Genomic DNA, 25,697 nt, shown 5'->3' with positions numbered 1-25,697 from the left:
GGCGCCGCACGATTTTCCGGCCTTGAATGTGGGGTATCTGGGCATGGCGGATGAGAATTCAAGCCCGGACTGTCGATGCGGCATGGGCGTTGGCAGAGTTCCGCCTTGACCGTTGCCCACGCGCGTCTCAGAACTGTGCCAACACCCGCAATCCAGAGGTTTGAGATGGCTGATTACGACCCCGACAATATCTTTGCCAAAATCCTGCGCGAAGAAATCCCGTGCATGCGCGTGTACGAGGATGATGAAACGCTGGCTTTCATGGATATCATGCCGCGCGCGGACGGGCATCTTTTGGTGATCCCCAAAACACCATGCCGCAACGTACTGGATGCCACGCCCGAGCAACTGACGGCGGTTGTGAAAACGGTGCAGAAGATGGCCCGGGCGGTCAAGTCCGCATTCGACGCGGACGGGGTGACGATTCAGCAATTCAACGAGGCGGCAGGCGGGCAGGAAGTCTTCCACCTGCATTTCCACGTCCTGCCGCGCCACGAAGGGGTTTCCATGCGCCCGCCGGGCAAGATGGGGGATTTCGAGATTATCGGTGAACACGCGAAAAAGATCAGCGCCGCTCTCGCCTGATCATTCGGCGCCATGGGGCCCCATGCATTCGCCATGATCCTGAAACGCGTGCAGCACGGCACAGACATGATCGTGCTGCCCGTCGCAGGCCGCTGAAATTCGGGTCAGTTCCGCTTCGAGGTTTTGCAGGCGGGCAATTCGGTCCCGGAGATCGGCCAGTTGTTTTTGGGCAATTTCGTGGGCCCGGTTAAGGTCGCTGCCAGACGCGCCTTCAAGGGACAGCAGGCCCACGACGTCGGCCAGCGGCAATCCCAGATCACGGCAATGGCGAATGAAGATCAGCCGTTTCAACGCGGCTGCGTCATACCGGCGTTGATTGCCCGCGGTTCGCTCTGGTTTGGGTAACAGGCCTTTGTCTTCATAGAACCGGATTGTCGGAATTTTCACCCCGGTTCGGCGCGATAAGTCCCCGATCGAATACATTTTTCGGTTTTGACCTCTTGAACCTCTAGTGGCTAGAGGAATTACATGCTCTGGGAAGCCGTAACAAGGGACATGAAACGATATGGCACACCAGCATTCCCACACCGGGCATGGTCACCAACACAACCACATTGATCCAGACGCTGGCGATGCGCGCGTCGCCTGGGCGATTGCGGTGAACATGTTCCTGACATTGGCTCAGGTCATCGGGGGCATCATTTCGGGTTCTCTGGCGTTGATTGCCGATGCGCTGCACAATTTTTCGGATGCTGTTGCGCTGATCATTGCGTTTTTTGCCCGCAAGATTGCACGGCGTCCGGCCGATCCACGGATGAGCTTTGGCTATGGTCGGGCCGAAGTCGTTGCGGCCTTGGTCAATTACACTACGTTGATCGTGTTGTCGGTCTACCTGTTCTACGAAGGCGTCATGCGGTTTTTTGAACCCGAGCCGATCAACGGATGGCTTGTGGTCTGGGTCGCCGCGCTGGCATTGGTGGTCGATCTCATAACCGCTGCGCTGACGTATACCATGGCCAAGGACAGCATGAATATCCGGGCCGCATTCATCCATAATGTTGCGGACGCCTTGGGATCAATCGCCGTGATCGTAGCGGGCACCGCAGTGATCCTGTTCGGCTGGACATGGGTGGACCCGGCGGTGACGATCCTGATCTCGGTCTACATCATGTGGCATGTCAAAGAAGAGATAGGCGAGACGGTCCGCGTTCTGATGCTGGGCGCTCCGCCCGACCTGGAGCCAGAGCAGGTAGCCGCGGCGATCGAAGAAACGGATGGGGTGGCCGAAGTGCATCACGTGCATTTGTGGGCCATGCAGGAGCGGCAGCCCGCGCTGACGGCGCATCTGGTCATCGATGCGAACGCGTGGTCAGATGCCGAAATGGTACGGGACAGTGTCAGGCACACTTTGCAAGTTCGTTTCGGGGTGGGGCATGCGACGCTCGAACTGGAACAGGCTGGCCGCGCCTGCGTCGGTTCGTCCCGATTTGGCCACCAGGAAGAATAGCGGTGCCTGAAAGAGAATTGCCGTTCCGATTTGGGGTCGGAACGGCAGACTCGTAACCAAACACTTCTCGGATTTCGAGGGCGAGCCCTGGATCACCGGTTAACATACCACTCACTCTTGATTGGCAGTTCCATATTACTCGTTAACGGGGCCTTTGTATCTACCTGAGTTAAAAAATGCTTAAAGACTTCCATAAATCCACCGAATTCAGGGTTAATTGCCTTACGCATGGGAAACAGAGCCAGCCGGCCACAGGGATTGTTGTTTGCAACAGTGGCGCGCAGCGATTCGCTGCGCAGTGATCGACAGATGGATTCAGGGTGCCACTGGGCCAAAAACGTCTGCGAAAGTCTTTTTCAGTGCGGCATCAAGGTCTGCCATCGTTACCGGCAAGCCCAGGTCGACCAATGAGGTCACGCCGTATTCGCTTATCCCGCAAGGGACGATGCCGGAAAAATGTTCCAGATCCGGTTCGACATTCACTGAGATTCCGTGAAAACTGACCCATTTGCGCAGGCGCAAACCAATGGCGGCGATCTTGTCTTCCGCCGGTTTGCCGGTCGCTGTCAACGGCTTGTCATCACGCCGAACCCAAACCCCCACGCGCCCTTCACGGATCTCGCCTTGCACGTTGAATTCCGCCAGCGCCGAGATCACCCAGGTCTCCAGCTGTTTCACAAACTGACGCACGTCGCGACCACGTTTGTTCAAATCCAGCATGACATAGGCCACACGCTGGCCGGGCCCGTGATAGGTGTATTCGCCGCCGCGTTTGCTTTCGTAAACCGGAAACCGATCGGGGTCGGTCAGATCTTCGATCCTGGCCGAAGTGCCGGCCGTATAAAGCGGCGGGTGTTCCAGCAGCCAGACACATTCTTCGGCTTCGCCATTTGCAATTGCGGCGACGCGCGCCTCCATAAAGGCAACGGCGTCGTCATAGCTGGTCAGACCATCGGTGATTTTCCATTCCATGCCGGTCTCATATCCGTCTGAATCGGTCAAGAAAAGGGGTCAGGCTGCCTCGGACAGGCAACGTTGCAGCACCTGGGCATAGGTTTCAGAACCCTGTGCGCCGGTCAGCAGGTATTTCCCGCCAAAAACCATGGATGGCACGCCTGAAATTCCCCGGCTGGTCCAGAACAGCTGTTTTTCACGCACCGGGGCTATATGTTCTCCGCTTTCAAGCGCTTGTCGCGCCGTGTCCGCGTCCAGTCCGATGGATCGAACAACTTCCAGCAGAACATCCATATCGGAGACATCCCGCTGCGCTTTGAAATAGGCGTCGAACAGAGCCAGTTTCAAAGGATGCTGTCGGCCGACTGATTCCGCCCAATCCAGCAACTGATGCGCTGCGAATGTGTTCACCATTCTGCTTTCATCGTCGAAGTTAAAGGCAAAGCCGAGCTCGGCCCCGATCGAGGTAAGCTTGTCCCGTGCCTGCTGACTTTGCTCGGCGGTCGAGCCGTATTTCGCCATGATATGTTCACGCAGGTTCTGGCCTTCGGGTGGCATGTCCGGGTTCAACTCGAACGGATGCCAGCAAAGCCGGGCAAGGACACCCTGTTGCTGCAACGCCATGTCAAGCTGTCGAAACCCGACAATGCACCAGGGGCACACAACATCCGAGACGATATCGATCTGAACGATCGGGAGGTTTTCGGGCGGGGGCATCGGCGGCTCCTGTCAGGTCAATGGCGTGTTGTCCAGTGGCAGAGATAAGCCCGTGGTGAAGGAATTTAAACCACTGCGTTTTTGCCTCTTCACATCGCGCGCACCAACGTCTATACGCCGCTTTACCAAGTCATTGGCAGTGCGGTCGTGGCGGAATTGGTAGACGCGCAGCGTTGAGGTCGCTGTGGGGTAACTCCCGTGGAAGTTCGAGTCTTCTCGACCGCACCATAATTTTCTGAAAAATATTTTAATTTCAGAAACTTAATGAGAAATCACATAATTAAGACCACCTTTTGGGCCACCTCATGCGTGCTGCTTTGGTGGAGGTTCAAATCCATCGTTATGACTGCCATCGATTAAATTGGGCAAAGATGCAGCTCTGCCGTGGGGCTCTGTCGGTGCTTTGGGATTGAAGTTTCTTTCGGACTCAAGTGATGTACCTCGGTTGAGGGTCTTTCGCAAGACTTTCACCTTGGTGCAAGCTACCGCTATCTTAGAGTTCCGTTTCCACCAAGTATGGCAGGGCGTTCGCTGCGGGAGCTCCAGCTTTCTCTATTCGATGAACAAAGAGGCGCTACAATTTGCAGCGCCTCTTACGTAAGCTTCAAGAAAGTTCGACAATATTACTCGTCTGAACCAGGATGAAAGATCATCTCAGTACTCCAAGAAGTGTTTCGTCGTTCTAACGGAACCTAGTTACGATTGGGTTAATTGTCTAGTGATAATCACCGGAAGTGGCGGAGCCAAAAGGTTAATTTAGTCTAGGTGGTTTTCTTCGACCTGCATGAAGGGGGGGATGACCTTGCTTCCTTCGTTCGCAAGCGTCCTCATATCTTGTAGCTGCTGGGTGAGCTCCTCACTTGGTGTATTTAAGTAAGTCCAGCAGCTAAAAACCGTTTCTCCGGGTTTAAGCAGTTGTTCTGCAATTGAAATTTGCTCTATGGCTTCGTCATGTGCGCCCAGCGCAATTTGTGCCAAGCCTAGACACTGTCTTGCATTAACAGATAGGTTTGAGTTGCGAGCTTCTGCTCGCTCGATAATGTTTTGCAAGAGTTCAATGGGCGGTTCTCCGTCAATAGCCCACGTCGCCATAGCGCGATTAAACAGGTTCTCAACCACGTATTCGGATGGGTCAGAGGTAGAGAACTTATCAATATACTCAATTGCTTGGTGGAATTGACCAGAGGCGATTAAGCACAAAATAGCGTAATTGCGGGCTTGTGTCCTCTGATCAGTCGGCATTCCGCTGAAGTTGGACAGCTCCAAAAGCCGTTGGGCGCAAAGTGGTGTCGCTTCGCGCCACAACATTAGATTCGAAACGACAGACAGCAATATGGCGAATTGCTCGTCCGGACGATCTAGGGCGACCGCTACAGCGGCCAACCATTCGTCAGAAAACTCTTTCAAAACTTGAATTGCAGGAATGAGTTCGAAGACAGTTGCCGTCTTTGACCGCAATACCGCTACCAAGTCAGCTAAAGAATCCCTAGTGCTATCGGAGGATGATAGGGATTTTACTCCTCGGATCAGGCGCGCCCTATCAATCTCGTGGCCACAATCAATGGCAATGCTGAGCGCTTCGATCTCTTCGGACTGATCGCCAAGAGCGTCGAAAGCTTGAGCTGCCAAAAATGCTACTTCCCCGTCATTCGGGTGAAGGAACAAGATATTGCGTGTTTGTTCGTGCAGTCGTTCGCGTTTCTCTACATTTCCTTGTTGCCTTGCAGTATCTAGTTCGGAAGGGACTAAGCTAAGAGTGTATAGAGCTCCTTCTCGATCTGCTAAATTCCTGCCAACGATCTTAAGCCGCAGTTCATCCAACTCCCGCGAAAGTTTGGAATTTGGTCGAGCAATCGAAAAAGGGCTCTTTGAGAGAATATCAAGGCTCTGATAGTGGTGAATTGTGGTTGAGAATTCTTGGCTTTTGTTCAGTTTTTCCGAAGCATCATGAAGTAGTTCCGCCAGTATTCCTTTCTCGTCGTCCAAGTCTGGAACGTTCGTGGGAGTAATGTGCAGGTCAATTTTTGAGTGCCTATCTTGATTTTCATCGCGAATGCTTTTCACAATTGGAGTTAGGCCTGTGATATTGGAATCATTTGGTAAAAACATAATACTCACGGCATCAGGTAGATGCCGCGTGCAAATTCCTCCAACATCAGTGTGTCCGGTCCTGCTATCAATGAGGACGTAGTCGAATCCATGTCCTTTGTATTGTGCCCACTGCTGCTTCATGTCTTCAAAGAAGAGATAGCCGTCTTGCTTTTCGTACAAGACGCTCCAGTCAATGGAATTTAGATCTTCTGTATAGCTGCCGTCAGAATGACGTCCTGCTGGCATCACCCAAATCGGGTTATTTTTGACATCACATTCAACGATAAACTCTTCACAGTTCGGAGCGATACCGGTGTTGCGATACGACGAAACGTAGTCCACCAACCCTTGCGAGTTCCGGGCATTCTGAAAGATATCAAAACTAGGTAGGCTGGGGGCTTCTAGATCAAAGTCAACCGCGAGCACTTTTCTACCAGATTCAGCGAGCATCGCGGCAATGTTGACCAGAGCCAATGTTCTGCCGACACCCCCTTTGTAGGAGTAGAATGTTACGACGTACATTATGCGGCCTCGAGTTGTCTACTGTGGCTTGGTCTTAAGGAAAAGCTGCGTGCTCTCTGGCGTGTTGCTTCAGAAATCTCTGTACGGAAGACCGAGGTCCAAGACTGAGCATTTTTGACAACCAAGTCTTCGATCAGGGCCCGAAGTTGGTTGTCAAAGGCTTGCCCCTGAATCACTATGCCAGTTTCCCAGCGTTTGATTGACGCCACGCCGATTCCAGTGTGCCTCGCAAATTGAGCTTGCGACATACCCAGTTGTTCGCGCAGTCCTAATATCTCCTTGGGTGTGAGCCTTCCCAGAAAATTACAGACTGCTTCGTGCTTTATTGTTTCGGCACCTTCTGCAAAGTATCCGTCATCACAAGAAGCGCATTCGACAACTGGTACGCGTACATTCAAGGTTGTCAGTCTATCCCCGGCTCTATAGTCAAATTCATGATCTACCATGGAAATCGTAGCGCCCGCTGCGCCGCAAATCTCACAAACCTGAGTGGGAATTGCAGGTCCATTAAGTGCATTATCCATATTAGTAGTTCCTTTTCTCACTTACGTGAAAGCTACGCCCTATCACCTTGCTCTCTGCGATCTCCAGCTTGATGTAGATGCTTTCATTGTGGTTTCCCGGAACAAGCATCACATACCCCGTTTTCCCAGGTGGCTTGTCCAACGTCATAACTTCGATATCGACGCCGTCATCTAGACATTGAGCAATGAACTCCCAAGCTCCCGCGTTGGTAAACGCGTCAATTGTGCCCGGTGCGCAAATGGTTTCCGGTGACCATCGGTTTGGCCTCTTTCTCGTCCAAGTTTCCGTCCGTGTCCGGGTCGAGCGGCATAGTTTGGCGAGCTGCTTGCGTATTTCGTCAGGCGCTGCCATTCCAAAATGCTCGTTCGCTGAGATGTTCTTTGGCATCATATGATACCGACCTTCTTGGATGTCAACTGCATTCTTTGCTCTGAGTTCTAACTATTCAGAAAACATCTCTAACAAGAAAAGGGAGCGTAATCACTTTATTTGAGGGCGAATTGGTATTCTTTTTCGTTTGGGAAAACATTGGGTTATCGGTCGTTGCTCATTTGCCTGTTTTGTAGTCAGTCCTATGCCTGAAATCAGGTCGTCATATGATTCCGTCACATCTTCTTCTGATAACTCACGCCCTTCTCCGGATAGAGAAAGCAATTCAACCAGCCTTATCTGGAGCTCGCGGACCAGCATCATATCGCTTTGCTCACCCTCGCGCACTTCTCCGTAGGCATTGGCGTCTAGTGGGTTTTGGTCGGGACGCCCATACAGTCCGATGCGTTCTCCCATTCTGTCGAACTGAGCTTCGGCTTGGGTCACCGTGTTGAGGTATGCCCGTTTTTCCTTTCGGTCTGTGGCGGAATGGTAGCCGGCCCACGCTTCCGCACGCACTTGCCTGAGTGAGGACACACTCTCCATAACGAAGTCACGCGGCTGCATGGATACGGCCTCTTTGCAAAGGTCTTCCAGCAGTCTCTGCTTCCACCTGTAGGCAGTGTCCACAGAAATGCAGAACGCGTCCGCGATGGCTTTGCCGGAATAGTTCTGCATCAACATCGGATGAAGCAATTGCCTGACGATTTCCCATTGTGCTCAGAGCGCATGCGCCCTTTGATCTTTGAGATTGCCTGTCATGATCCACTCGAGATGCCGCGCCTGTGCTGCCAAATGACTTCGACAGCGGTGAATGCCAGCGATAGATGGTTGGCGCGCGATGGCAATCCGAATGACGGTTTCAAGGCGGAGACACGCTGGGGGATCGCTGCGTGCGGGGCCGTGGCCGTCTGCGGGATCTGGAGTTGGCAGACGTTGAACCGGCGGGCTCGTCCACTTGCAATGCATTTCCGGGGCCCGTAACAAAGCCGCAGGCAGGGATGCGCGCTATACATCTGCAAAGATGCGTTTTTTCCCGCTATCCTGAATTTGCGGGCCACGGGTACAGGTAGACGCGATGAGACTTGTCATATCCACGATGAAAGACGAAGGGCCGTTCATCCTGGAATGGATTGCATACTATCTTTCGATCGGCTTCACCCACTTTATCGTCAATTCGAACGATTGTTCCGATGGCACCGACGCGATCCTCCAGCGATGCCAGGAACTGGGGTTTCTGGCGCATATCGACAATCCCGGCCCGTGGGAATTTGGACCTCAGGCTTCAGCTTATGCAAACGCCATGGAACACCCCTGGTGCAAAGAAGCCGAATGGATATTGGTCTGCGACGTGGATGAATTTCTTGATATTCGCGTCGGCGACGGAACACTGGACGATTTGTTTCGTGCATTGCCGCATGCGGACGGATTTGCCGCAATCTGGCAGCTGTTCGGGCACAACGGAATCGTCGAGTTCGAAGACAGGTTCATTGTCGAGCAATTCACCCGTGCGGGCGAGCTTGGCGCCGTCAGCCCCCATAACTTGCGGGCGTTCAAATCGCTGTTTCGCAACAACGGATCGTATCGCACAATCAGCACGCATCGACCGCGCGGCCCGATACCCAGCAAGGCGGATCGATTTGCCTGGGTCGACGGGGACGGTGATCCGTTGCCGCCGGCCATGCGAAGACGCGGGTGGGCGTATTCATCAACGGGCGCCGGGTTTGGGCGCAGGCTTTTTCGGATGAACCACTATGCGGTGAGGTCCGTGGAAAGCTATCTGATGAAGCGGTTGCGTGGGGATGTGAACACCTCGAGTTTTCATCCGAAGATGGAGGCAACAGGTCAGGCTTACTGGAAGCTGCATTGCTATAACGACATCGAAGAAACCTCGATCCTGTCCAAAGTTGCGCGACTTCGGAAGGTTTATGAGAAACTGCGATCCGATCCTGTTCTGGGGCAATTGCATCATCAGGCAGTTGCATTTCACAAGGAACGCATCGCAAGCCTCAGAAAAACCGAGGTGGCGCAGGATTTTGTTGCAAAGTTCAGCCGCTTTCGCAGCGGGCGCTATGTCAAGGCGCTGGACCTCGGCGTGATGGAAGATGGCGATCTGTCTTTCAATGCTGAAATGTACAAGGACCCGGACATCACATTTGCCCAGGTCGCGAAATGGACGCGGCTCGGCAAGATGTCCAAGCCCGAGAACTCCAAGCCATACAATTTTCCTTGGTTCGTTCGGCTCGATGCCCTCGAAACCTCGTTTGATTACGAAGAGGCCGCTGCGCAGCATGCGCAAATTACGGATGCCAAACAGGTTTCGGTGCCGTTCGATCCCAAGGATCCTGTCTACCTGCCTTCTGCCCCTCCGGAAGTTGAAAGAACAAAAGACCAGCGGCAGAGTTTTCTTCGATCAATCAGTGGCAAGAAGAATTGGGTGCTGATCGGACATGTTGAGACTGAAATCATCGAAGAAATACTTGATCTGGACGCTGTCGAGAAATTGACGGTCATAGGACCGTGGGGGCTGTCTTGGGACGGTTTTACATGTCCGGATGCAACTCAGGATCCCGAGCTACAGGCGTTGGATCGCACGTTTTATGCATTGCTGGAATATTTCCGCGACCCCATTCTTGCCGGGCGATTGCATATCTACCGGGCGCTGCCCCCCTTGATGCTGAAGCTGTTTGAAGACGAAAGCGTCGGCGTCGTCATCATCCGCGGGGTGCGGGCAGAGCAGGTGATGACCCAGCTGTTGCGCCGTATCGACCGGGTTCTTGCCCCCGGGGGCAGTATCGCGTTCACATCCTATCGCCGTCACGGAGGCGGGTCATATACGGGTATGAATGCGGCGATAAACAGTTTCCTCGGGCGTAATGCTGCACGATACCGGATAACCAGCTTGCAGCCACCGTGGCTTGGCATCGACAAGTTGCCACCGCTTGGCAAAAAGGACACATAGCTTCTGGTTCTTGAGGCTGTGGCGTGGTAGCCATGGCGCAATGAACAAAACGGGTTTTGAGTGAATGGGATACCCGTCTGCAAGTGAGGTCGAGATGTCGAACGAACCCAAGGTTATCGGTGTTGCGCCCGGCGGCCAGAAGAAACCGAAGGCTGACAAGGCGACCAAACGCAAAAACAGCAAAGAAGCAATCCGCCGAACATTCCTTTCGCGTTTGCCAAAGGGGGGCTTGGCTGTTGAAATCGGTGTCTGGCAGGGTGAGTTCTCTCCGACAATCTTGAAACTGATCGAGCCCAGTCAGCTTTTTCTGATTGACCCGTGGAAGCATATTGGTGAGGAGTCGCACACAACCGCGTTTGTGGGTCGGACCGAAGACGAAAAGATGGAGGCCATCTTCCAGAAGGTCGTAAAGACTTTCGAGGCCGAGATCGAAGAGGGCAAGGTCGGTATTATCCGCGATTTTTCGGTGCCTGCGTTGGAGCTTTTTGATGATGAAAGCATCTCGTTCTCCTATGTCGACGGAGATCATTCATATGAAGGCGTGACCGCTGATCTGGCCGCTTTGTTTCCCAAGATCAAACCTGGGGGGATCATGGCGTTCGACGACTACCACCGCCGCGGCTGGTGGGGCGACGGCGTGATCCGTGCGGTCAACGAATTTCTGGGCCAGCACCCCCGAGAGTTGCGCATCCGCGCGATTGCCGGCGCGCAGATCGCCATTGAAAAGATTGTCCCGCAAGATGACAGCAAAGGTCAGAACGGCTAGGCGGCGGGGATAAGTGGCAGCGATGGAAAAGCCTGAAAAAGTCCTCATCACTGCGATGAAGAACGAGGGTCCCTATATTCTGGAATGGGTGGCCCATCACAAGGTGTTGGGGTTTGATCGGATCATTGTCTACACCAATGATTGTACAGACGGTACCAACCAGATTCTGAGACGGTTGCAGGACTTGGGCCATGTGGAGTTTCACAGGAACCGGGTTGGAACCGGAGGGATTCATCGGTCTGCGCTGAGGCAGGCACGGCGTTTGCCGGTGGTGAAAGACGCAAAGTGGATATACGTCGGGGACGCGGATGAGTTCCTGAATATTCACGTTGGAAATCACAGGGTTGATGATCTGATCGAGGCAACGCCCGGCGTTGACGTCATCTCCATCCCCTGGAAGATTTTCTCGAACAGTGGTCGGCATGTTATGCGCGATACGCTGGTGACGCGGCAATTCTTCGATTGTGAACTGGATTTCGAACAAGGCGGGGCAGGGCGCCGGTTTGTCAAATCCCTATTCAGGCAGGGCGATTTCTATCTTCGTTTCGGGTTGCACAACCCGCACCCCCGTGCCGACCTTCAGGCCGGCGTGTTCCGGTCCGTGCCCGGAGGGCACGCCACGGAACCTGCGCCCTTCGGCAACCATGTCTCGCCTCCGTTTGGTTTTGAAGTCGCACAGATCAACCACTATGCCGTCAGATCCACGCAGGCCTATCTGGCCAAGCGCAGCCGAGGTCGGGCAAATCATTCCTCGCAGACACTTGGAACCGAATATTGGGACCGCTGGAACCGTGGCGGTGCCAAGGATGAAACAATCCTGCGGTACAAGGATGAAGTGGATGCGGTGCTGGAAGAGTTTCGCGCTGACGACAGGCTTCGACGGCTGCATAGAAGAGCGTTCCGCTGGCACAAGGCCCTGATCAACGATCTGCTGAAGCTGCCCGAGTATGATGAGCTGTACCAGAAACTTCTTGAAAAACCGGCTGTGGATTTTGTCGCAAAGGACCGTGGCGTAAAGGAACGCCTGTCGGCCAGCGCGCCGTCTTCGACTGACGAAAACCGGACAGAGTCCTGACAAAACAGCCCCTGGAGAAATAGACGAATGGTTGCGGATCACTCTCTTCCGACGATTGGGATGCTGTGGATGGAAGGCAGCCTGAGCTTTCTGGAGCAGATGTGCATGCTGTCATTCGTCGAATGCGGTCACAGGGTCGTTTTGTTCCACTATGGGCAAGTCGACAACGTTCCGGATGGTATCGAACTGGTGTCGGCAAACGAAATCCACGAACCTACGCAGTTCATCGTGAACAACCAGTTCAAGACGCCGGTGCCCCAATCCGATATCTTCAGATTGCACCTGATGAAGAAAACGGATTTTCTGTGGTGCGACACGGATGTTTTGGCGCTTGCCCCGATACCAAGGGCCGATCATGTTTTTGGGTATTTCAACCGCGATACCATCTGCAATGCTGTTATGCGGCTGCCCTTCGACAGCCCCACGTTGAACGCGTATTCCGAATACTGCCAGGATCCCTATCCGATCCGCCCCTGGGTTGAAGGTGAAGAACGGGAAGAACTGGAACGCCAGAAACGCGCGGGTGAATTGCCGCATGCGTCAGATCAGGAGCACAGCGTCTACGGCCCCGGCGTCATGACATGGTTTCTGCGCCATTTCGACGAGTTGAAGCATGCCAGCCCCATACCGGTCTTTTATCCTTTGCCGTTCAGACGGGCAGGGCAGGCCAATGACATTCACGTCCGAGAGTTCAGGGACGCGTATATCAAAGAGGAAACGCTTGCCGTGCATCTGTGGGGGCGCCGGATGCGGTGGTGGATTGCAAACGGGATCAAACGGCATTCGTTTCTGGATCGACGTTTGCGGAACCTGGGGGTGAGACCGGGCGACGCGCCTTTGCCGCGCCACGGCCGAGCGGGCCTCAAACCGGTGGAGTTTCCGGCAAACCTGCCCACCTTGCGCGCTACGACCGAAGAAATCCACGACGTCACCGGCGGCGTTGTTTCCGTTGCTCTGCTCTCTGACAGGGAAGACTATCTCAAGGCGGCACAGGCTGATCTCGACGCAATTGCAGCTGACAATCTGTACGGTGCCAACACCCCGCCACGCGTCGGTTTTTCGCGCGGTTGGGAACACTATGGCAGTGACCCTGCTCGGCTGAATGCGCTTGGTATGTCTTTGTACAACTATGCGGATAGCCATCGGTCATTACCCGATCTGCGCGCGCCAAAGACATTCGCCGAAAAGCTGGTGGTCATGAAGCTGTTTGGCGAAGTCCCTGATGCGTTGATTTCTGACCGGTCCAAATACGTGGGCAGCGCCTCGGAACTGCTCGCCTGCCCACAGCGCATGTGGGAGGCGCACATTCCGGCATTGCCCGAAACACTCGACCTCGGGCCCGGCCAGTATTGGTTGAAAGGAACGATGAGCCATGGTCACAAGCTGGCCCTGTCGTTCCCGCTGGATCGTACGCAGCGCGACGATGCCAACCAGAAACTGGCCGCGTGGCACAAGACAAAAACGCCCGAAGGGTTCTGGACAGGCGAATGGTGGCGCGCCACGCAAAAGCCCCTCTATCACATCGAAGAAGACTTGTCCGCCGGGGATCGACAGGCCGGCACCTGGAAATTCTGGGTAATCGCCGGACGCGTGCAGCTGGTGCAGGTTGACCGTGACCGGGGGCGAGGGCGCATCCAGATGCTCCATGATCGCGACTACGATTACCTTGCAGATGAGCTGTATTCACCAACCAGCAGCACTGTTGAACCCCGGCCCGAACGTTTTGAAGACATGATCCGGATCGCTGAAACCCTGGGGCAAGACCTTGAATGCGCAAGCGTAGAGCTTTTCCCGGTTGGTGACAGGATTTGCTTGGGTGACATCATGTTGGCGCCGGTGTCGGGCAAGCACAAGATGCGGTCGGATGCGCTGGATCAGCGTCTGGGTGCTGCGTGGATCGGAACTCGGCTGTTTCCCGGCTGAGGCTGGACAATCCCCGGATCTTTCATGCCGCCGGAACAGTTGGCAGGGCCTATTCGACCGCGATTTCCTGGCGCAGTTTTCCAGTTGTTTTGTCAAAGATCAGAATGCGATTGTCATCGGTTGCGACGGCATACCAGTTTGCCCCGATGGTCAGGGCCTGCGCCCGGGCGCCGTCGGGCAGCGCGATCTGATCCGGCAAGGTGGGTGTGCGGTCCGATAGGCGGATGACAATCAGGGCGAATGTCACTAGAACCCCGCCAATCATCACCGCGGTCAACAGCATGACCATCCGCCGCAGCAATCGCAGTTGCGGAGTTTCCTGCGGTTCTTGAGGTTCGGAAGGGACAGTCATGGGCACCCGCCAGATTGAGTTTCAGATCGCGGCCGATCCGCCGCCTCGCCTTGATAAGGCGCTTTCCCGCGATGTGCCAGACGGGGAAAACCTGTCGCGCACCCGACTTGCGCGTCTGATCGAAGGGGGCGCGGTACAGATCGACGGTGCCGAGATACGCGACCCCAAGGCCAAGGTGGTCGAAGGGGCGCGGGTCACGATTGCCGTGGCCGAGGCCGAAGACAGCCATATCGGCCCCGAGGACATCCCGCTCGAGATCGTCTTCGAGGATGCGGACGTAATCATTGTCAACAAACCCGCAGGCATGGTCGTACACCCTGCGCCGGGATCACCCAGCGGTACTCTGGTGAATGCTTTGCTCCACCATTGCGGAGACGATCTGTCGGGCGTCGGCGGGGTGAAACGCCCCGGTATCGTGCATCGCATCGATAAGGAAACCAGTGGTCTTCTGGTGGTCGCAAAGTCAGACGCGGCGCATCACGGTCTGGCCGAGCAATTCGCGGCGCATAGCGTCGAACGGTATTACCGTGCGGTGTGTTACGGGGTGCCGGATGCCAACGATCCTCGGTTGCGCGGTGTCAAAGGGATCAGCTTTGAACCCGGCAACATCATGCGCGTCACAACGCAACTTGCGCGACACAAGACCGACCGTCAAAAACAGGCGGTTCTGTTTCATGGCGGGCGGCATGCCGTGACACGCGCACGCGTTGTCGAGACATTTGGTGTGCCGGCGGGTCTTGCCCTGATCGAGTGCTGGCTTGAAACCGGCCGAACGCATCAGATCCGCGTTCATATGGCCCACGCAGGGCACGGGCTGGTGGGCGACCCGGTTTATGGCGGCAAGCGCAAGCTGTCCGCCAAAGCGTTCTCCGCCGACGCCGCTTTTGTAGGCGCTTTTCCCCGTCAGGCGCTTCATGCTGCTGTTTTGGGATTCGAGCACCCTGTCACCGGTGAATCCCTGCGGTTTGAGGCTGACTTGCCGCAAGATATGCAATGCCTTGTCGAACGTCTGCGCGCACCGCTGTCATAATAAGCAAACTCCTGTGAAAAAGGGCTTTTTACCTTTTCTTAACGTAAGATTAATTCCAGACTGTTAGCAGCACCTCTTGAATGGGAAGGGTTCCTTACCCATATCCTATGTTAAACATCTAAACATTTGTCGGAGGGACACAATAATGGCAAACTACGCAAATCTTCCCGCACCGACGCCCGAGGGCGGCCTGAATCGCTATATGCAGGAAATCCGCAAGTTTCCTCTGCTGGAGCCGGAAGAAGAATACATGCTGGCCAAACGCTGGGTCGAAGAGCAGGACACCGAAGCCGCGCACAAGATGGTGACGTCTCACCTGCGTCTGGCGGCCAAGATCGCCATGGGCTATCGCGGCTATGGTCTGCCGCAGGCCGAAGTGATTTCCGAGGCCAATGTGGGCCTGATGCAGGCGGTCAAACGGTTTGACCCTGAAAAAGGCTTCCGTCTGGCGACCTATGCAATGTGGTGGATACGTGCCTCGATCCAGGAATACATCCTGCGATCCTGGTCTCTGGTGAAACTGGGCACAACCTCGGCGCAGAAAAAGCTGTTCTTTAATCTGCGCAAGGCCAAGGCCCGCATCGGCGCACTGGAAGAGGGCGACCTGCGCCCTGAAAACGTCAAGAAGATCGCCACTGATCTGGGCGTGACCGAAGAAGAAGTGATCAGCATGAACCGCCGGATGTCCGGTGGCGATGCGTCCCTGAACGCCACGGTCGGGTCCGAAGGCGAAGGCACCATGCAATGGCAGGACTGGCTTGAGGATGAGGATGCCGATCAGGCCGGTGACTACGAAGCACGCGATGAACTGGAAGCGCGTCGGGAATTGCTGGCGGCGGCTTTGGATGTGCTGAATGATCGGGAAAAGGATATCCTGACCCAGCGCCGTCTGATGGATCAGCCGGTCACGCTCGAGGAGTTGAGCACACAGTACAACGTAAGCCGTGAGCGCATTCGCCAGATCGAAGTGCGCGCGTTCGAGAAGCTGCAAAAGAAAATGCGGGATCTGGCGCGGGAAAAAGGCATGTTGGGCGTAAGCTAACAGTTGCGCCCTTCTTGCCTCGCAGGAAGATTCATCGCGTTCAAGCAATGACGGAAAACGCCCTCTGATGATCAGGGGGCGTTTTTTGCGAGTGTTGGCGGAAACTGAACCAAAGCCCTAAATCAATGGCTGAAGGTCGAAAGCTGTGTTAGGAAAAGACGTGTTTTGTCTTTGATTTCGCAGCAGAACGAGCGCTGGTGACCCCTCGGGAAGCGCGTAATTTGAAACAAGCCGAGTACGGAGGGTGCAATGCAAAGACCGGTTCAATTTGGTGTATTGGGTGCAGCGAAATTTGCGCGCGAATACATGGCCCCGGCGATACATGCCGCCAATGGCGCGCGCTTGGCCGCGCTGGCAACCTCGGATACCGCAAAGGCAGAACCGTTTCAGTCCTTTTGCCCGGATTTGCAAGTATTTGACAGCTATGATGCGTTGTTGGCAGACGCCGGAATCGACGCTGTCTACATCCCGTTGCCCAACCATATGCATGCGGAATGGAGCCTTAAGGCTTTGAGCGCTGGCAAGCATGTTCTGTGCGAAAAGCCCATGACCATGAAGGCGGATGAATTCGATGCATTGATCCAAAAGCGGGACCAAAGCGGCCTACTGGCCGCCGAGGCATACATGATCGTCCATCACCCTCAATGGCAGCTTGCAAGGAAACTGATCGCAGATGGTGCCATCGGAAATTTGGTACATGTGACCGGTGCATTCAGTTTCGACAATCGCTCTGACACTCGGAACATTCGAAACCGTGCGGAAACGGGCGGCGGAGGATTGCGTGACATCGGGGTCTACGTGATCGGTGGAGCACGCTTTGCAACCGGGCAAGAGCCTGTGTCGGTGCAATCCGCGATCCGTTGGCAGGATGATATCGACATCTTCACTGAAATTCGCGCGCAGTTCCCTGGATTTACCTATTCCAGCTATGTGTCCATACGGATGCATCCCCATCAAGAGATGGTATTTCACGGCGAAAGCGGTTTGATCCGTCTGACGACCCCGTTCAATGCGCGTGTGTTTGGCGAGGCTCGGGTTGAGCTGCACCGGCCGGGGCTTGAAGTTCAGGTCATTCGCTTCCCCGGAGCAGACCATTACAAGTTGCAGGTCGAGGCCTTTTGCCGATCAATCAGGGACGGGGCGGAGTATCCCTGCCCTTTGGAATTCTCACGCGGGACGCAAGAGGTGATTGATCGTGTATTCGAGGGCGCGGTTTCACTGTAACTTGCGTTGCGGCCAACGGCTCAGCTATCCTGAGTGTCACAATTTCAGGAGATGACCGATGGCCGGAGGTTGGGCACGCGACGGCGCCGTGAGCGAACAGATCGAAGCGTCGATCTCAGATGAACTGGCGCGGATGCAGGCGCAAAAGCGGCCCCAGGGCGAAAGCCTGACCCATTGTGCCGAATGCGAGGAACCCATACCGGAAAAGCGTCGCGTCGCGTTGCCGGGAGTAAAGCTCTGCCTGGATTGCCAGCAAGAGCGGGACGGCGCGTTCAAGGCGCGCGGCGGTGTCAATCGGCGGGGGTCGAAAGACAGTCAGTTGAAGTGATCTTGGTATGGCCGCGATGAGCCCATACCTAGCATTTCAGTCTCTACGGAGGTCCATCATCATTTCATGCCACCGCACCCCACCGTGATCAGATGCGGATGGCTGAGTGTACCGATAGCCAAACTTCTCATAGAGGGGGACGTGGTGTTCTTTGCACATAAGATGGATGGTTTCTTTTTTCGCGTCAGTCATGCGCTTGACGAATTCAGACATTAGCGCGGTGGACAAGCCAAGGCCCTGATGTGCCGGATCTACTACCACTGACATAATCACGACATTTGGAGCAACCGGGTCATGCCCGATGAGTTCTTTGAAGTCTTCGTCAGACATTTCAACATCATACGCGCATCCGCTGTTTACGAAGCCAACGATTTGGTTGTCGACTTCCAGGATTAAAAAGCCTTGTGGATACTCAACGATGCGCTTGAAAATTTTTTCATGTGTCGCTGCCTCATCGCCGTCGTAGGCTAGCGTCTCAATTTCAAAGCAGCGGGTTGCATCCGTTAGTGAAGCGTTGCGAAAATTTTTGTTGCTCATGCCCATAGTCGATCTGTGAATAATTCAACGATAAGGCTAGTCGATTGTTCGGTTGAAAACCAGTTCATGAGGAACGGCAGCATTGTCCGCGTAGCGGGCATTCAAGGTCCCCTTGGGCGCGACATTGCCGGGCATGGCAAGTTTTTTCCACAAGGCAGATGTCGCCACCCTCTGTTACGGGCGTCTCAGCCCTCCATCGCCTCCAGCTCGTCAATGAAGCCCGAGATCATCGACAGGCCCTTGTCCCAGAATTTCGGGTCACTGGCATCCAGCCCGAACGGGGCCAGCAGTTCCTTGTGGTGCTTTGATCCACCTGCGCGCAGCATTTCGAAATACTTGTCCTCGAAACCTTCGGCACCGCTTTCATAGACCGAGTATAGCGCGTTCACCAACCCGTCGCCGAAGGCATAGGCGTAAACGTAGAAGGGCGAATGAACAAAGTGCGGGATATAAGCCCAGAAGGTCTCGTACCCGTCCATGAATTCGAATGCCGGGCCAAGGCTTTCGGCTTGAACGCTCATCCACAGGGCATTGATGTCGTCTGGGGTCAGCTCCCCCTCGCGGCGGGCGGCGTGCAGTTTGCATTCAAAGTCGTAGAAGGCGATCTGGCGGACCACCGTGTTGATCATGTCCTCGACCTTGCCGGCCAGCAGAACCTTGCGCTGTTCGGGCGTTTCGGCCTGGTCCAGCATCTTGCGGAAGGTCAGCATCTCGCCGAAGACGCTGGCGGTTTCGGCCAGCGTCAGGGGCGTCGAGGACAGCATCTCGCCCTGATCGGCAGCCAGCACCTGATGCACGCCGTGGCCCAGCTCGTGCGCAAGCGTCATCACGTCGCGCGGTTTGCCCAGATAGTTGAGCATCACGTAAGGATGCACCTCGGTCACGGTGGGATGCGCGAAGGCGCCCGGGGCCTTGCCGGGTTTAACCGCCGCGTCGATCCAACCTTTCGAGAAGAACGGCGCCGCGATGTCGGCCATGCGGGGATCGAAGGCGGCGTAGGCTTCCATCACGGTTTTCTCGGCGTCCTCCCACGACACGGTGCGGGTGTCTTCCATCGGCAGCGGCGCGTTGCGGTCCCAGACCTGCATCACATCCAGCCCCAGCCACTTGCGCTTGAGCTCATAGTACCGATGGCTGAGTTTGGAATAGGCGGCTACGACCGCCTCGCGCAGGGCTTCGACCACTTCGGGCTCGACATCGTTCGACAAGTGACGCCCTGTTTGCGCGGTCGGCATCTTGCGCCAGCGATCGACGATTTCTTTCTCTTTGGCCTGCGTGTTGTGGACACGGGCAAATGTTTTGATGTTCTCCTGAAACACGCGGGCCAGTTCGCGCGCCGCGGCCTCGCGCTTGGACCGGTCCTGTTCGGTCAACAGGTTCAGGGTGCCTTCGATGTTCAGCTCTTCGCCGTCCACCGTAAAGGTCAGTCCGGCGATGGTTTCGTCGAAAAGACGCTCCCACGCGTCGCCGACAATGCCCAGATCGTGCAGGAATTTTTCCAGCTCGTCAGACAGCTGATAGGGCTTCATCGCGCGGATGCGCCGGAACACGGGCTCGTATCGGGCAAGATCTGGGTTGGCAGCAAAATGCGCCCCAAGCACATCATCTTCGATCCGGTTGATCTCGAGCGTGAAAAACACCAGAGGCGTTGTGAACACGGTGATCTTTTCCTGCATGTCCGACAGGAACTTGGCCCGCTCTGCGTCGGTGGTCAGTTGGTAATAGCGCAGGCCGGCAAAGGACATGATACGGCCCGCGACGGCGTTGATCTTTTCATTGCGCTGAACGCAGGCCAAAAGGGCCGCGGCGTCCAGCTCTGCCAGCTTGCCTTCATAGTCTGCCGCAAAGGCGGCACATTCGCCTTCCAGCCAGTCCAGGTCGCGCGCCAGTTCGGGCGCCTCTTCAGAGGCGTAGAGATCCGTCAGATCCCATTCGGGAAGATTGCCCAGATTGTCGGCACCGCCCATTGCGTTTGCGTCACGGACGGGAAAGGGAAGGTCGCGCATGGATCACCTTTTGTAGACTGCTTTTGCAAACATCTAGGGTTGGCGCGCGCGGATCACAAGCGGCCAATCCCAAGGTGAAAAGGTTTACGTGGAAACCAGCTTGGACGCCCCGTTTGATTGGTTGGCCCGGAAATGCCTGGCAAGCTGGTCCAGAACCGGGCCCCGAACGTCCGGTGCTTCCATCAGCACTTCATGTTCACCGTTCGGGATTTCGATCAATGTACCATTCGGCCAATTGGCCATGCGCGCCCGTATGGCCTTGCGATCGACGATTTGTTCGTGGCTGCCCAGAAAAGTCAGACAGGGTGTTTTTGGGGCGGGCTGTTCCATCAACCATTCGCATTCGTCCAGCGACTCGCGCAGCCAGCGGTTGGAAGGGGCACCAAGAGCCAGTTCGGGATGCGCATTCAGCTGATTTTGCATCATCCGGTACATGTCCGGGTCGCGGGTCAGCATATTCCCGTCGAAAGGTTGCGACAGGACATAGCTTTCAAGCGTCGTGGTCGGGGGGGTGCGTTCGCCAAGGCCAAGCGCGGTGCCCCAATACGCTGTAACGCGGCTCAGAGGTTTCATGACCGGAGTGAAGAAAATTCCCCACATCGGGCCGGTGAACGCGCACGCGGCAAAACACCCTTTTTCGATGACGGCACGCAACCCGATGGCACCGCCCATCGAATGCCCGACGACGTACCACGGCTTGGGCAATTCCAGAGCGTTTGCAAGGTCCAGGGTTGACTGAACATCATATTGGTAATCGGTGAAATGATCGACATGGCCGATGCGTGGGTTGTCCAGCAACCGATCCGCAAGACCCTGACCGCGCCAGTCCACGGCCAGCATCGCAAAGCCGCGCTTCGCGAATTCACCGGCGGTACTGCCATATTTTTCGATATATTCGGTGCGTCCGGGGAACATCATGACGGTGCCATGTGCGCCATCATCCGGAAGCCAGTGACCCACGCGAATGCGTTTTTGGTCAGACGTCGTCAACCAATGGGCCTTTCCACCGGCAGGTCCGCCGGCCACGTCTTCAAAAAAGGGGGCCGGCGACAACTCCATCAGGCCAGCACCGAGGCAAGCTTCATGGCAACACCCATGTCGCCGTCAATGCTCAGCTTTCCGGACATGAACGCGCCGGTCGGATTCAGCTCACCGCTGAGGATCTGTTCGAATGTCTCTGCATCAGCGCTCATGGTGACACTGGCCTCTTCATCGCTGACCCGCGCACCGTTTTCGTCCAGAACGATCGAACCCAGATCGGTGATGGCGAACTTGGCCGTGTCATCAAACGCGCCGCCATCCAGTTTTTCGTTCAGTGCGGCAGCCGCCTTTTCAAGAGTCTCGCTCATGCTTTTCCTCATATTGTTAGTGCGCCGTGAATGGACATCCCCGGTCGCAACGCTACACTGACTATTGTTATGAGCATTGCAATTCACAATCTCAAAGGTACCGTTGCGGCACTTTTTGTCCTAGTCACGTTTTCCACCAATTGTTTCGCGCAGCAGGCGGATTCACGGGACGAGGATGCGTTGCTGCAAAAACTGGCGCAGTCGACCCCGGAACAGGCAATTGCACTGGATCGGCAGTTGCAGGCGCTGTGGTCGCAATCGGGGTCTGCGTCGGCTGATCTGCTGCTGGAGCGGGGACGCGAGGCCTTGGATGAGGGCGACGTCGACGCTGCTCTGGATCACCTGACCGCGCTGACGGATCACGCGCCTGATTTTGCCGAAGGCTGGCATCTGCGCGCATCTGCCTTTTTCGGGGTCGAGCGATTTGGTATGGCAGCCGCCGATCTGGAACATGTGCTGACGCTGAATCCAAATCACTATGAGGCTATTTACGGTCTGGGTCTGATCTTTGAAGTTATCGGGGAACCTCGGAAAGCCTACGAGGCTTATTCTCGGGCGTTGTCTATACATCCTCATCACGAAGAAGTAACCAATGCCGTGAATCGGCTGAAGCCTCAGGTTGAAGGCAAGGCGCTGTAAGGCTCGGGGCAGGGGGCGAATGTGAGCGGGTCATCCCGAATCGTGGCCGTACTTGGCCCGACCAACACTGGTAAAACCCATTACGCTATCGAACGCATGCTGGGCCATCGGACCGGCGTGATCGGTCTGCCGCTGCGCCTGCTGGCGCGCGAGGTCTATGACAAGATCGTTGCGATCCGTGGGCCGTCGGTGGTGGCGCTGGTCACGGGTGAAGAACGGATCGTACCGCCCCGCGCCCAGTATTGGGTGTGCACGGTTGAGGCGATGCCGGAAGGCATGGGCGCTGATTTTGTTGCCATCGATGAGATCCAGCTCTGTGCCGATCCGGAACGGGGTCACGTCTTCACCGACCGTCTGCTCAGGTCTCGCGGCACGAACGAGACATTGTTCCTGGGCTCGGACACAATGCGTGGCCCGATTTCGGCGCTGGTCCCCCAGGCGCAGTTCGTGCGGCGAGAGCGGATGTCACAGCTGGTTTACTCGGGCTCCAGAAAGATCAGCCGGATGCCTGCGCGCAGCGCCATCGTGGGGTTCTCGGTTGAAAACGTCTATGCCATCGCCGAATTGCTGCGCCGCCAGAAAGGTGGTGCCGCGGTGGTCATGGGGGCGCTCAGCCCGCGGACCCGGAATGCACAGGTGGACCTGTATCAAAACGGCGAGGTTGATTACCTGGTTGCCACGGACGCTATCGGGATGGGGTTGAACCTGGATGTGAACCACGTTGCGTTTTCATCCCTGTCCAAATTCGATGGGCGCAGGATGCGTCCGCTTGCGCCGAACGAGCTGGCGCAGATCGCAGGCCGGGCAGGTCGCGGGATGTCGGATGGCACCTTCGGCGTAACCGGAGAGGCCCCGCCGCTGGACGAGGGCGTGGCACAGGCGATAATGGACAGCCGGTTTACGCCGATGAAAAAGCTGAACTGGCGGAACGCCGCCCTTCGGTTCGGCTCGATTGAAGCGTTGATCGACTCGCTTGAGGTCAGCCCGGATGATGAACACCTGATCAAGGCCCGCCCTGCTGATGACCTGAACGCGTTGAAATCGCTGTCGCAAGTGACCGAGGTTGTCGCCCGTGCAAGCGACGGCCCGTCCATCCGGTTGTTGTGGGATGTGTGCAGAATCCCTGATTTTCGCGGTATCAGCCACGCGGAACACGCCAGCTTGCTGGAGGTGATCTATGGCCATCTGCATGAACGGGGAACCATTCCCGACGAGTTCATGGCACGGCAGATCAGACGGATCGATCAGACCCACGGCGATATCGACGCTTTATCTAAAAGATTGGCATATATTCGCACGTGGACATATGTTGCGCAGCGGAAAGGGTGGGTTCGTGACGAATCACATTGGCGTGACGAAACCCGCACTGTAGAAGACAGACTGTCCGACGCTCTGCATGAGCGTCTCACGCAAAGATTTGTGGATCGGCGCACATCGGTTTTGTTGCGCCGGCTCAAACAGAAGGAGGCCCTTTTGGCCGAAGTAAATGACAAGGGTGAAGTGACCGTCGAAGGCGAATTCGTCGGTCGTCTGGAAGGGTTCCGGTTCATCCCGGACAAAAGCGCGCAGGGAACCGAGGCGAAAGCTCTGAAATCGGCGTCTCTGCAAGCACTCGCGCCGCAATTCCATCTGCGCGCCGATCGCTTCTACAACGCGCCCGATACTGAAATTGATTTCACTGATCAGGGTGGCCTGATGTGGGGTGAATACGCCGTTGGCAAGCTGGTTGCCGGGGCGGAACCTCTCAAACCCATGGTCGAAGTGTTCGTTGACGAAGCGGCGGGGCCGGATGTCGAGCAGAAAGTGCAGCGCCGTTTGCAGCACTTCATTGACCGCAAGGTGGCCGCTCTGTTCGAGCCGCTGCTGAACCTGTCCCGTGATGAGGAACTCAGCGGCCTTGCCAAAGGCTTTGCTTTCCGCATGGTCGAAGCGCTGGGTATCCTGCCCCGCGCCCAGGTCGCACAAGAGGTCAAGGATCTTGATCAGGACGCCCGCGGCGCCTTGCGCAAGCATGGTATCCGGTTCGGCCAGTTCACCATTTTCATGCCGCTGCTGCTGAAACCGGCCCCCACACGTCTGCGTCTCGTGCTCTGGGCGCTGTCCAGCGGGTTGCAGGAATTCCCCGAAGCGCCGCCTCCGGGCCTGGTGACCGTGCCGGTCGCCAAGGATGCACCGCAGGGCTATGACACCATGTGTGGCTACCGCGATGCGGGCGAGCGTTCGATCCGTATCGACATGCTGGAACGTTTGGCGGACATGCTGCGCGCAGAAGACAGCCGCGGCGGATTCGAAGCCAAACCCGATATGCTGTCGATCACCGGTATGACGCTGGATCAGTTCGCAGACCTTATGCAGGGGCTGGGATACAAGGCGGAACGCGGCGAGCGTCCGAAAGTCAAACCTGCGCCGGTCGAACCGCCAGCGGCAGCTGAGGCGGGCAAACCGACCGCCGAAGAAGCCCCGGCAAGTGAAGTCGCGGCAGAAGAGGTCGCCGCACCCGCCGAGGCGGCAGCCGAGGCCACCGACGGCACCGAGGCGGCAGCCGAGGCTGGCGCGGACAGCCTTCCCGCAGAACCAGTGTCAGACGAACCCGAGGTTGAAGTGTTCTACACCTTCACCTGGGCCCGTCAGCGACAGCCCAATCGAGGCCCGCGCCGCGAGCAGGGGCAGGGCAAGGGCAAACCGCGCGGCAAACCGCAGGATGGCCGTGGCAAACCGCATGGCAAGAAGGGCGGCAAGCCTCAGGGCGCCAAGACCTTCTCGTCGCGGCCGCCGAAAAAGGAAAAGGCGATTGATCCCGACAACCCGTTTGCAGCCGCGCTGATGGGTTTGAAGGACGGCAACTGATCCGAAATGGCCGAGGCCAAGCTGCGGATTGACAAATGGTTGTGGCAGGCGCGGTTCTTCAAGACCCGCAGCCTGGCCGCCAAACAGGTCAGCGGCGGCCATGTCAGGTTGAACGGAAACCGGGTGCAAAAACCGGCGCAGGCCGTGGCACCGGGCGACGTTCTGACCTTTGCTCAGGGCCGTATCGTCCGCGTCGTTCGCATCGAAAAAATCGGGGATCGCCGTGGTCCGGCCCCCGAAGCGCAAACGCTGTATTTCGATATGACCGAAAAACAGGACGTTCCGCCCAAAAATCCGGGGTTTGAGGGAAAAGGTCGCCCGACAAAGAAAGATCGTCGTTCACTTGATCTTTCTCGCACCGAAGATCGCTGATCATATCTTGAAGAGTAGGCCAGACTGAATTAGCT

24 protein-coding genes and 1 tRNA gene are annotated in these 25,697 nt (G+C 56.2%); 14 read left to right on the top strand and 11 right to left on the bottom strand.

What is annotated here, in order from left to right; translation table 11 throughout:
- Positions 1–165 precede the first annotated feature (165 nt).
- Positions 166–585, top strand: coding sequence for an HIT family protein (locus GOW04_RS06000; protein ID WP_171231843.1), 420 nt, complete (start codon positions 166–168; stop codon positions 583–585).
- Here the strand turns inward: GOW04_RS06000 and GOW04_RS05995 are convergent, their stop codons facing one another.
- Positions 586–1,008 (bottom strand): helix-turn-helix domain-containing protein, encoded by a 423-nt coding sequence (locus GOW04_RS05995; RefSeq protein ID WP_171231842.1) that lies wholly within the window; start codon positions 1,006–1,008, stop codon positions 586–588. It lies immediately after the preceding gene.
- An 82-nt stretch (positions 1,009–1,090) separates the two neighbouring features.
- Between GOW04_RS05995 and GOW04_RS05990 the strand changes: the two genes are divergently transcribed.
- Positions 1,091–2,032: a cation diffusion facilitator family transporter gene (locus GOW04_RS05990; protein ID WP_171231841.1), complete on the top strand. Its 942-nt coding sequence runs from the start codon at positions 1,091–1,093 to the stop codon at positions 2,030–2,032.
- 315 nt (positions 2,033–2,347) lie between these two features.
- Here GOW04_RS05990 and lipB read toward each other — a convergent pair whose 3' ends face one another.
- Both lipB and GOW04_RS05980 read right to left on the bottom strand, forming a co-directional pair.
- Entirely contained in the window at positions 2,348–3,004 is a 657-nt protein-coding gene (gene lipB / locus GOW04_RS05985; RefSeq protein WP_171231840.1) for a lipoyl(octanoyl) transferase LipB, read from the bottom strand.
- Positions 3,005–3,043: 39 nt separating this feature from the next.
- On the bottom strand, positions 3,044–3,703 hold the full coding sequence (locus GOW04_RS05980) for a DsbA family oxidoreductase (RefSeq protein WP_171231839.1): 660 nt from the start codon (positions 3,701–3,703) through the stop codon (positions 3,044–3,046).
- A gap of 141 nt (positions 3,704–3,844) precedes the next feature.
- Here GOW04_RS05980 and GOW04_RS05975 point away from each other — a divergent pair.
- A tRNA-Leu gene (locus tag GOW04_RS05975) sits at positions 3,845–3,931 on the top strand.
- Between the two features lie 528 nt (positions 3,932–4,459).
- Here the strand turns inward: GOW04_RS05975 and GOW04_RS05970 are convergent.
- The 3 genes from GOW04_RS05970 to GOW04_RS05955 all read right to left on the bottom strand — a co-directional run bounded on the left by GOW04_RS05970 (position 4,460) and on the right by GOW04_RS05955 (position 7,888).
- Entirely contained in the window at positions 4,460–6,316 is a 1,857-nt protein-coding gene (locus GOW04_RS05970) for a KGGVGR-motif variant AAA ATPase (protein WP_171613685.1), read from the bottom strand.
- Positions 6,316–6,840: a type II TA system antitoxin MqsA family protein gene (locus tag GOW04_RS05965; protein WP_171231837.1), complete on the bottom strand. Its 525-nt coding sequence runs from the start codon at positions 6,838–6,840 to the stop codon at positions 6,316–6,318. Before GOW04_RS05965 ends, GOW04_RS05970 begins: the two co-directional genes overlap by 1 nt.
- Before the next feature lie 481 nt (positions 6,841–7,321).
- A complete protein-coding gene (locus GOW04_RS05955) occupies positions 7,322–7,888 on the bottom strand; it encodes a hypothetical protein (protein ID WP_171231835.1) in 567 nt (188 codons plus the stop codon).
- Between the two features lie 400 nt (positions 7,889–8,288).
- Here GOW04_RS05955 and GOW04_RS05950 point away from each other — a divergent pair, with 400 nt between their 5' ends.
- The 4 genes from GOW04_RS05950 to GOW04_RS05935 all read left to right on the top strand — a co-directional run bounded on the left by GOW04_RS05950 (position 8,289) and on the right by GOW04_RS05935 (position 13,936).
- On the top strand, positions 8,289–10,172 hold the full coding sequence (locus tag GOW04_RS05950; RefSeq protein WP_171231834.1) for a glycosyltransferase family 2 protein: 1,884 nt from the start codon (positions 8,289–8,291) through the stop codon (positions 10,170–10,172).
- 64 nt (positions 10,173–10,236) lie between these two features.
- Positions 10,237–10,938: a class I SAM-dependent methyltransferase gene (locus tag GOW04_RS05945; protein WP_254430061.1), complete on the top strand. Its 702-nt coding sequence runs from the start codon at positions 10,237–10,239 to the stop codon at positions 10,936–10,938.
- Between the two features lie 22 nt (positions 10,939–10,960).
- Positions 10,961–12,013, top strand: a complete 1,053-nt coding sequence (locus GOW04_RS05940) for a glycosyltransferase family 2 protein (protein ID WP_171231833.1) — start codon at positions 10,961–10,963, stop codon at positions 12,011–12,013.
- A 27-nt stretch (positions 12,014–12,040) separates the two neighbouring features.
- Positions 12,041–13,936 (top strand): ATP-grasp fold amidoligase family protein, encoded by a 1,896-nt coding sequence (locus tag GOW04_RS05935; protein ID WP_171231832.1) that lies wholly within the window; start codon positions 12,041–12,043, stop codon positions 13,934–13,936.
- A gap of 49 nt (positions 13,937–13,985) precedes the next feature.
- On the opposite strand, the gene GOW04_RS05930 is transcribed toward GOW04_RS05935, so the two are convergent.
- A complete protein-coding gene (locus GOW04_RS05930) occupies positions 13,986–14,288 on the bottom strand; it encodes a DUF6476 family protein (RefSeq protein WP_152457651.1) in 303 nt (100 codons plus the stop codon).
- On the opposite strand from GOW04_RS05930, the gene GOW04_RS05925 reads away from it, so the two are divergent.
- From GOW04_RS05925 to GOW04_RS05910, 4 genes are all read left to right on the top strand, one after another.
- The gene (locus tag GOW04_RS05925; RefSeq protein ID WP_171231831.1) at positions 14,287–15,318 is read left to right on the top strand and encodes an RluA family pseudouridine synthase; all 1,032 of its coding nucleotides are present in this window, start codon (positions 14,287–14,289) and stop codon (positions 15,316–15,318) included. The two genes, GOW04_RS05930 and GOW04_RS05925, sit on opposite strands and share 2 nt — an antisense overlap.
- A gap of 145 nt (positions 15,319–15,463) precedes the next feature.
- Complete coding sequence (gene rpoH / locus GOW04_RS05920) at positions 15,464–16,360, top strand: RNA polymerase sigma factor RpoH (RefSeq protein ID WP_171116444.1); 897 nt, start codon at positions 15,464–15,466, stop codon at positions 16,358–16,360.
- A gap of 249 nt (positions 16,361–16,609) precedes the next feature.
- Entirely contained in the window at positions 16,610–17,584 is a 975-nt protein-coding gene (locus tag GOW04_RS05915; protein WP_171231830.1) for a Gfo/Idh/MocA family protein, read from the top strand.
- A 58-nt stretch (positions 17,585–17,642) separates the two neighbouring features.
- On the top strand, positions 17,643–17,912 hold the full coding sequence (locus GOW04_RS05910; protein WP_170346639.1) for a DksA/TraR family C4-type zinc finger protein: 270 nt from the start codon (positions 17,643–17,645) through the stop codon (positions 17,910–17,912).
- A gap of 36 nt (positions 17,913–17,948) precedes the next feature.
- Here the strand turns inward: GOW04_RS05910 and GOW04_RS05905 are convergent, their stop codons facing one another.
- From GOW04_RS05905 to GOW04_RS05890, 4 genes are all read right to left on the bottom strand, one after another.
- The gene (locus GOW04_RS05905) at positions 17,949–18,449 is read right to left on the bottom strand and encodes a GNAT family N-acetyltransferase (protein WP_171231829.1); all 501 of its coding nucleotides are present in this window, start codon (positions 18,447–18,449) and stop codon (positions 17,949–17,951) included.
- A 185-nt stretch (positions 18,450–18,634) separates the two neighbouring features.
- A complete protein-coding gene (locus GOW04_RS05900) occupies positions 18,635–20,455 on the bottom strand; it encodes a M3 family oligoendopeptidase (RefSeq protein WP_171231828.1) in 1,821 nt (606 codons plus the stop codon).
- An 84-nt stretch (positions 20,456–20,539) separates the two neighbouring features.
- Positions 20,540–21,514: an alpha/beta fold hydrolase gene (locus GOW04_RS05895; RefSeq protein WP_171231827.1), complete on the bottom strand. Its 975-nt coding sequence runs from the start codon at positions 21,512–21,514 to the stop codon at positions 20,540–20,542.
- Positions 21,514–21,804, bottom strand: coding sequence for an SCP2 sterol-binding domain-containing protein (locus tag GOW04_RS05890; protein WP_152457676.1), 291 nt, complete (start codon positions 21,802–21,804; stop codon positions 21,514–21,516). Before GOW04_RS05890 ends, GOW04_RS05895 begins: the two co-directional genes overlap by 1 nt.
- Before the next feature lie 30 nt (positions 21,805–21,834).
- Between GOW04_RS05890 and GOW04_RS05885 the strand changes: the two genes are divergently transcribed.
- From GOW04_RS05885 to GOW04_RS05875, 3 genes are read left to right on the top strand one after another with little or no spacing between them, the layout of a single operon-like run.
- On the top strand, positions 21,835–22,443 hold the full coding sequence (locus GOW04_RS05885; RefSeq protein WP_171231826.1) for a tetratricopeptide repeat protein: 609 nt from the start codon (positions 21,835–21,837) through the stop codon (positions 22,441–22,443).
- A 21-nt stretch (positions 22,444–22,464) separates the two neighbouring features.
- Positions 22,465–25,290, top strand: coding sequence for a helicase-related protein (locus GOW04_RS05880; protein ID WP_171231825.1), 2,826 nt, complete (start codon positions 22,465–22,467; stop codon positions 25,288–25,290).
- Positions 25,291–25,296: 6 nt separating this feature from the next.
- A complete protein-coding gene (locus GOW04_RS05875) occupies positions 25,297–25,662 on the top strand; it encodes an RNA-binding S4 domain-containing protein (protein WP_152457679.1) in 366 nt (121 codons plus the stop codon).
- The last annotated feature ends 35 nt before the right edge of the window (positions 25,663–25,697 follow it).

The organism is Ruegeria sp. HKCCA4812 (assembly GCF_013034245.1).
Classification (GTDB): domain Bacteria; phylum Pseudomonadota; class Alphaproteobacteria; order Rhodobacterales; family Rhodobacteraceae; genus Ruegeria.
Note: the sequence above shows the minus strand (reverse complement) of the source record. Positions and strands in the feature narration are given on the sequence as shown.

What these genes read in the sequence shown, in the direction of transcription:
- GOW04_RS06000 (WP_171231843.1), top strand. Translation starts at nt 166, where the DNA reads ATGGCTGATTACGACCCCGACAATATCTTTGCCAAAATCCTGCGCGAA.
- GOW04_RS05995 (WP_171231842.1), bottom strand. Translation starts at nt 1,008, where the DNA reads ATGTATTCGATCGGGGACTTATCGCGCCGAACCGGGGTGAAAATTCCG.
- GOW04_RS05990 (WP_171231841.1), top strand. Translation starts at nt 1,091, where the DNA reads ATGGCACACCAGCATTCCCACACCGGGCATGGTCACCAACACAACCAC.
- lipB (WP_171231840.1), bottom strand. Translation starts at nt 3,004, where the DNA reads ATGGAATGGAAAATCACCGATGGTCTGACCAGCTATGACGACGCCGTT.
- GOW04_RS05980 (WP_171231839.1), bottom strand. Translation starts at nt 3,703, where the DNA reads ATGCCCCCGCCCGAAAACCTCCCGATCGTTCAGATCGATATCGTCTCG.
- GOW04_RS05970 (WP_171613685.1), bottom strand. Translation starts at nt 6,316, where the DNA reads ATGTACGTCGTAACATTCTACTCCTACAAAGGGGGTGTCGGCAGAACA.
- GOW04_RS05965 (WP_171231837.1), bottom strand. Translation starts at nt 6,840, where the DNA reads ATGGATAATGCACTTAATGGACCTGCAATTCCCACTCAGGTTTGTGAG.
- GOW04_RS05955 (WP_171231835.1), bottom strand. Translation starts at nt 7,888, where the DNA reads ATGCAGAACTATTCCGGCAAAGCCATCGCGGACGCGTTCTGCATTTCT.
- GOW04_RS05950 (WP_171231834.1), top strand. Translation starts at nt 8,289, where the DNA reads ATGAGACTTGTCATATCCACGATGAAAGACGAAGGGCCGTTCATCCTG.
- GOW04_RS05945 (WP_254430061.1), top strand. Translation starts at nt 10,237, where the DNA reads ATGGGATACCCGTCTGCAAGTGAGGTCGAGATGTCGAACGAACCCAAG.
- GOW04_RS05940 (WP_171231833.1), top strand. Translation starts at nt 10,961, where the DNA reads ATGGAAAAGCCTGAAAAAGTCCTCATCACTGCGATGAAGAACGAGGGT.
- GOW04_RS05935 (WP_171231832.1), top strand. Translation starts at nt 12,041, where the DNA reads ATGGTTGCGGATCACTCTCTTCCGACGATTGGGATGCTGTGGATGGAA.
- GOW04_RS05925 (WP_171231831.1), top strand. Translation starts at nt 14,287, where the DNA reads ATGGGCACCCGCCAGATTGAGTTTCAGATCGCGGCCGATCCGCCGCCT.
- GOW04_RS05930 (WP_152457651.1), bottom strand. Translation starts at nt 14,288, where the DNA reads ATGACTGTCCCTTCCGAACCTCAAGAACCGCAGGAAACTCCGCAACTG.
- rpoH (WP_171116444.1), top strand. Translation starts at nt 15,464, where the DNA reads ATGGCAAACTACGCAAATCTTCCCGCACCGACGCCCGAGGGCGGCCTG.
- GOW04_RS05915 (WP_171231830.1), top strand. Translation starts at nt 16,610, where the DNA reads ATGCAAAGACCGGTTCAATTTGGTGTATTGGGTGCAGCGAAATTTGCG.
- GOW04_RS05910 (WP_170346639.1), top strand. Translation starts at nt 17,643, where the DNA reads ATGGCCGGAGGTTGGGCACGCGACGGCGCCGTGAGCGAACAGATCGAA.
- GOW04_RS05905 (WP_171231829.1), bottom strand. Translation starts at nt 18,449, where the DNA reads ATGAGCAACAAAAATTTTCGCAACGCTTCACTAACGGATGCAACCCGC.
- GOW04_RS05900 (WP_171231828.1), bottom strand. Translation starts at nt 20,455, where the DNA reads ATGCGCGACCTTCCCTTTCCCGTCCGTGACGCAAACGCAATGGGCGGT.
- GOW04_RS05895 (WP_171231827.1), bottom strand. Translation starts at nt 21,514, where the DNA reads ATGGAGTTGTCGCCGGCCCCCTTTTTTGAAGACGTGGCCGGCGGACCT.
- GOW04_RS05890 (WP_152457676.1), bottom strand. Translation starts at nt 21,804, where the DNA reads ATGAGCGAGACTCTTGAAAAGGCGGCTGCCGCACTGAACGAAAAACTG.
- GOW04_RS05885 (WP_171231826.1), top strand. Translation starts at nt 21,835, where the DNA reads ATGGACATCCCCGGTCGCAACGCTACACTGACTATTGTTATGAGCATT.
- GOW04_RS05875 (WP_152457679.1), top strand. Translation starts at nt 25,297, where the DNA reads ATGGCCGAGGCCAAGCTGCGGATTGACAAATGGTTGTGGCAGGCGCGG.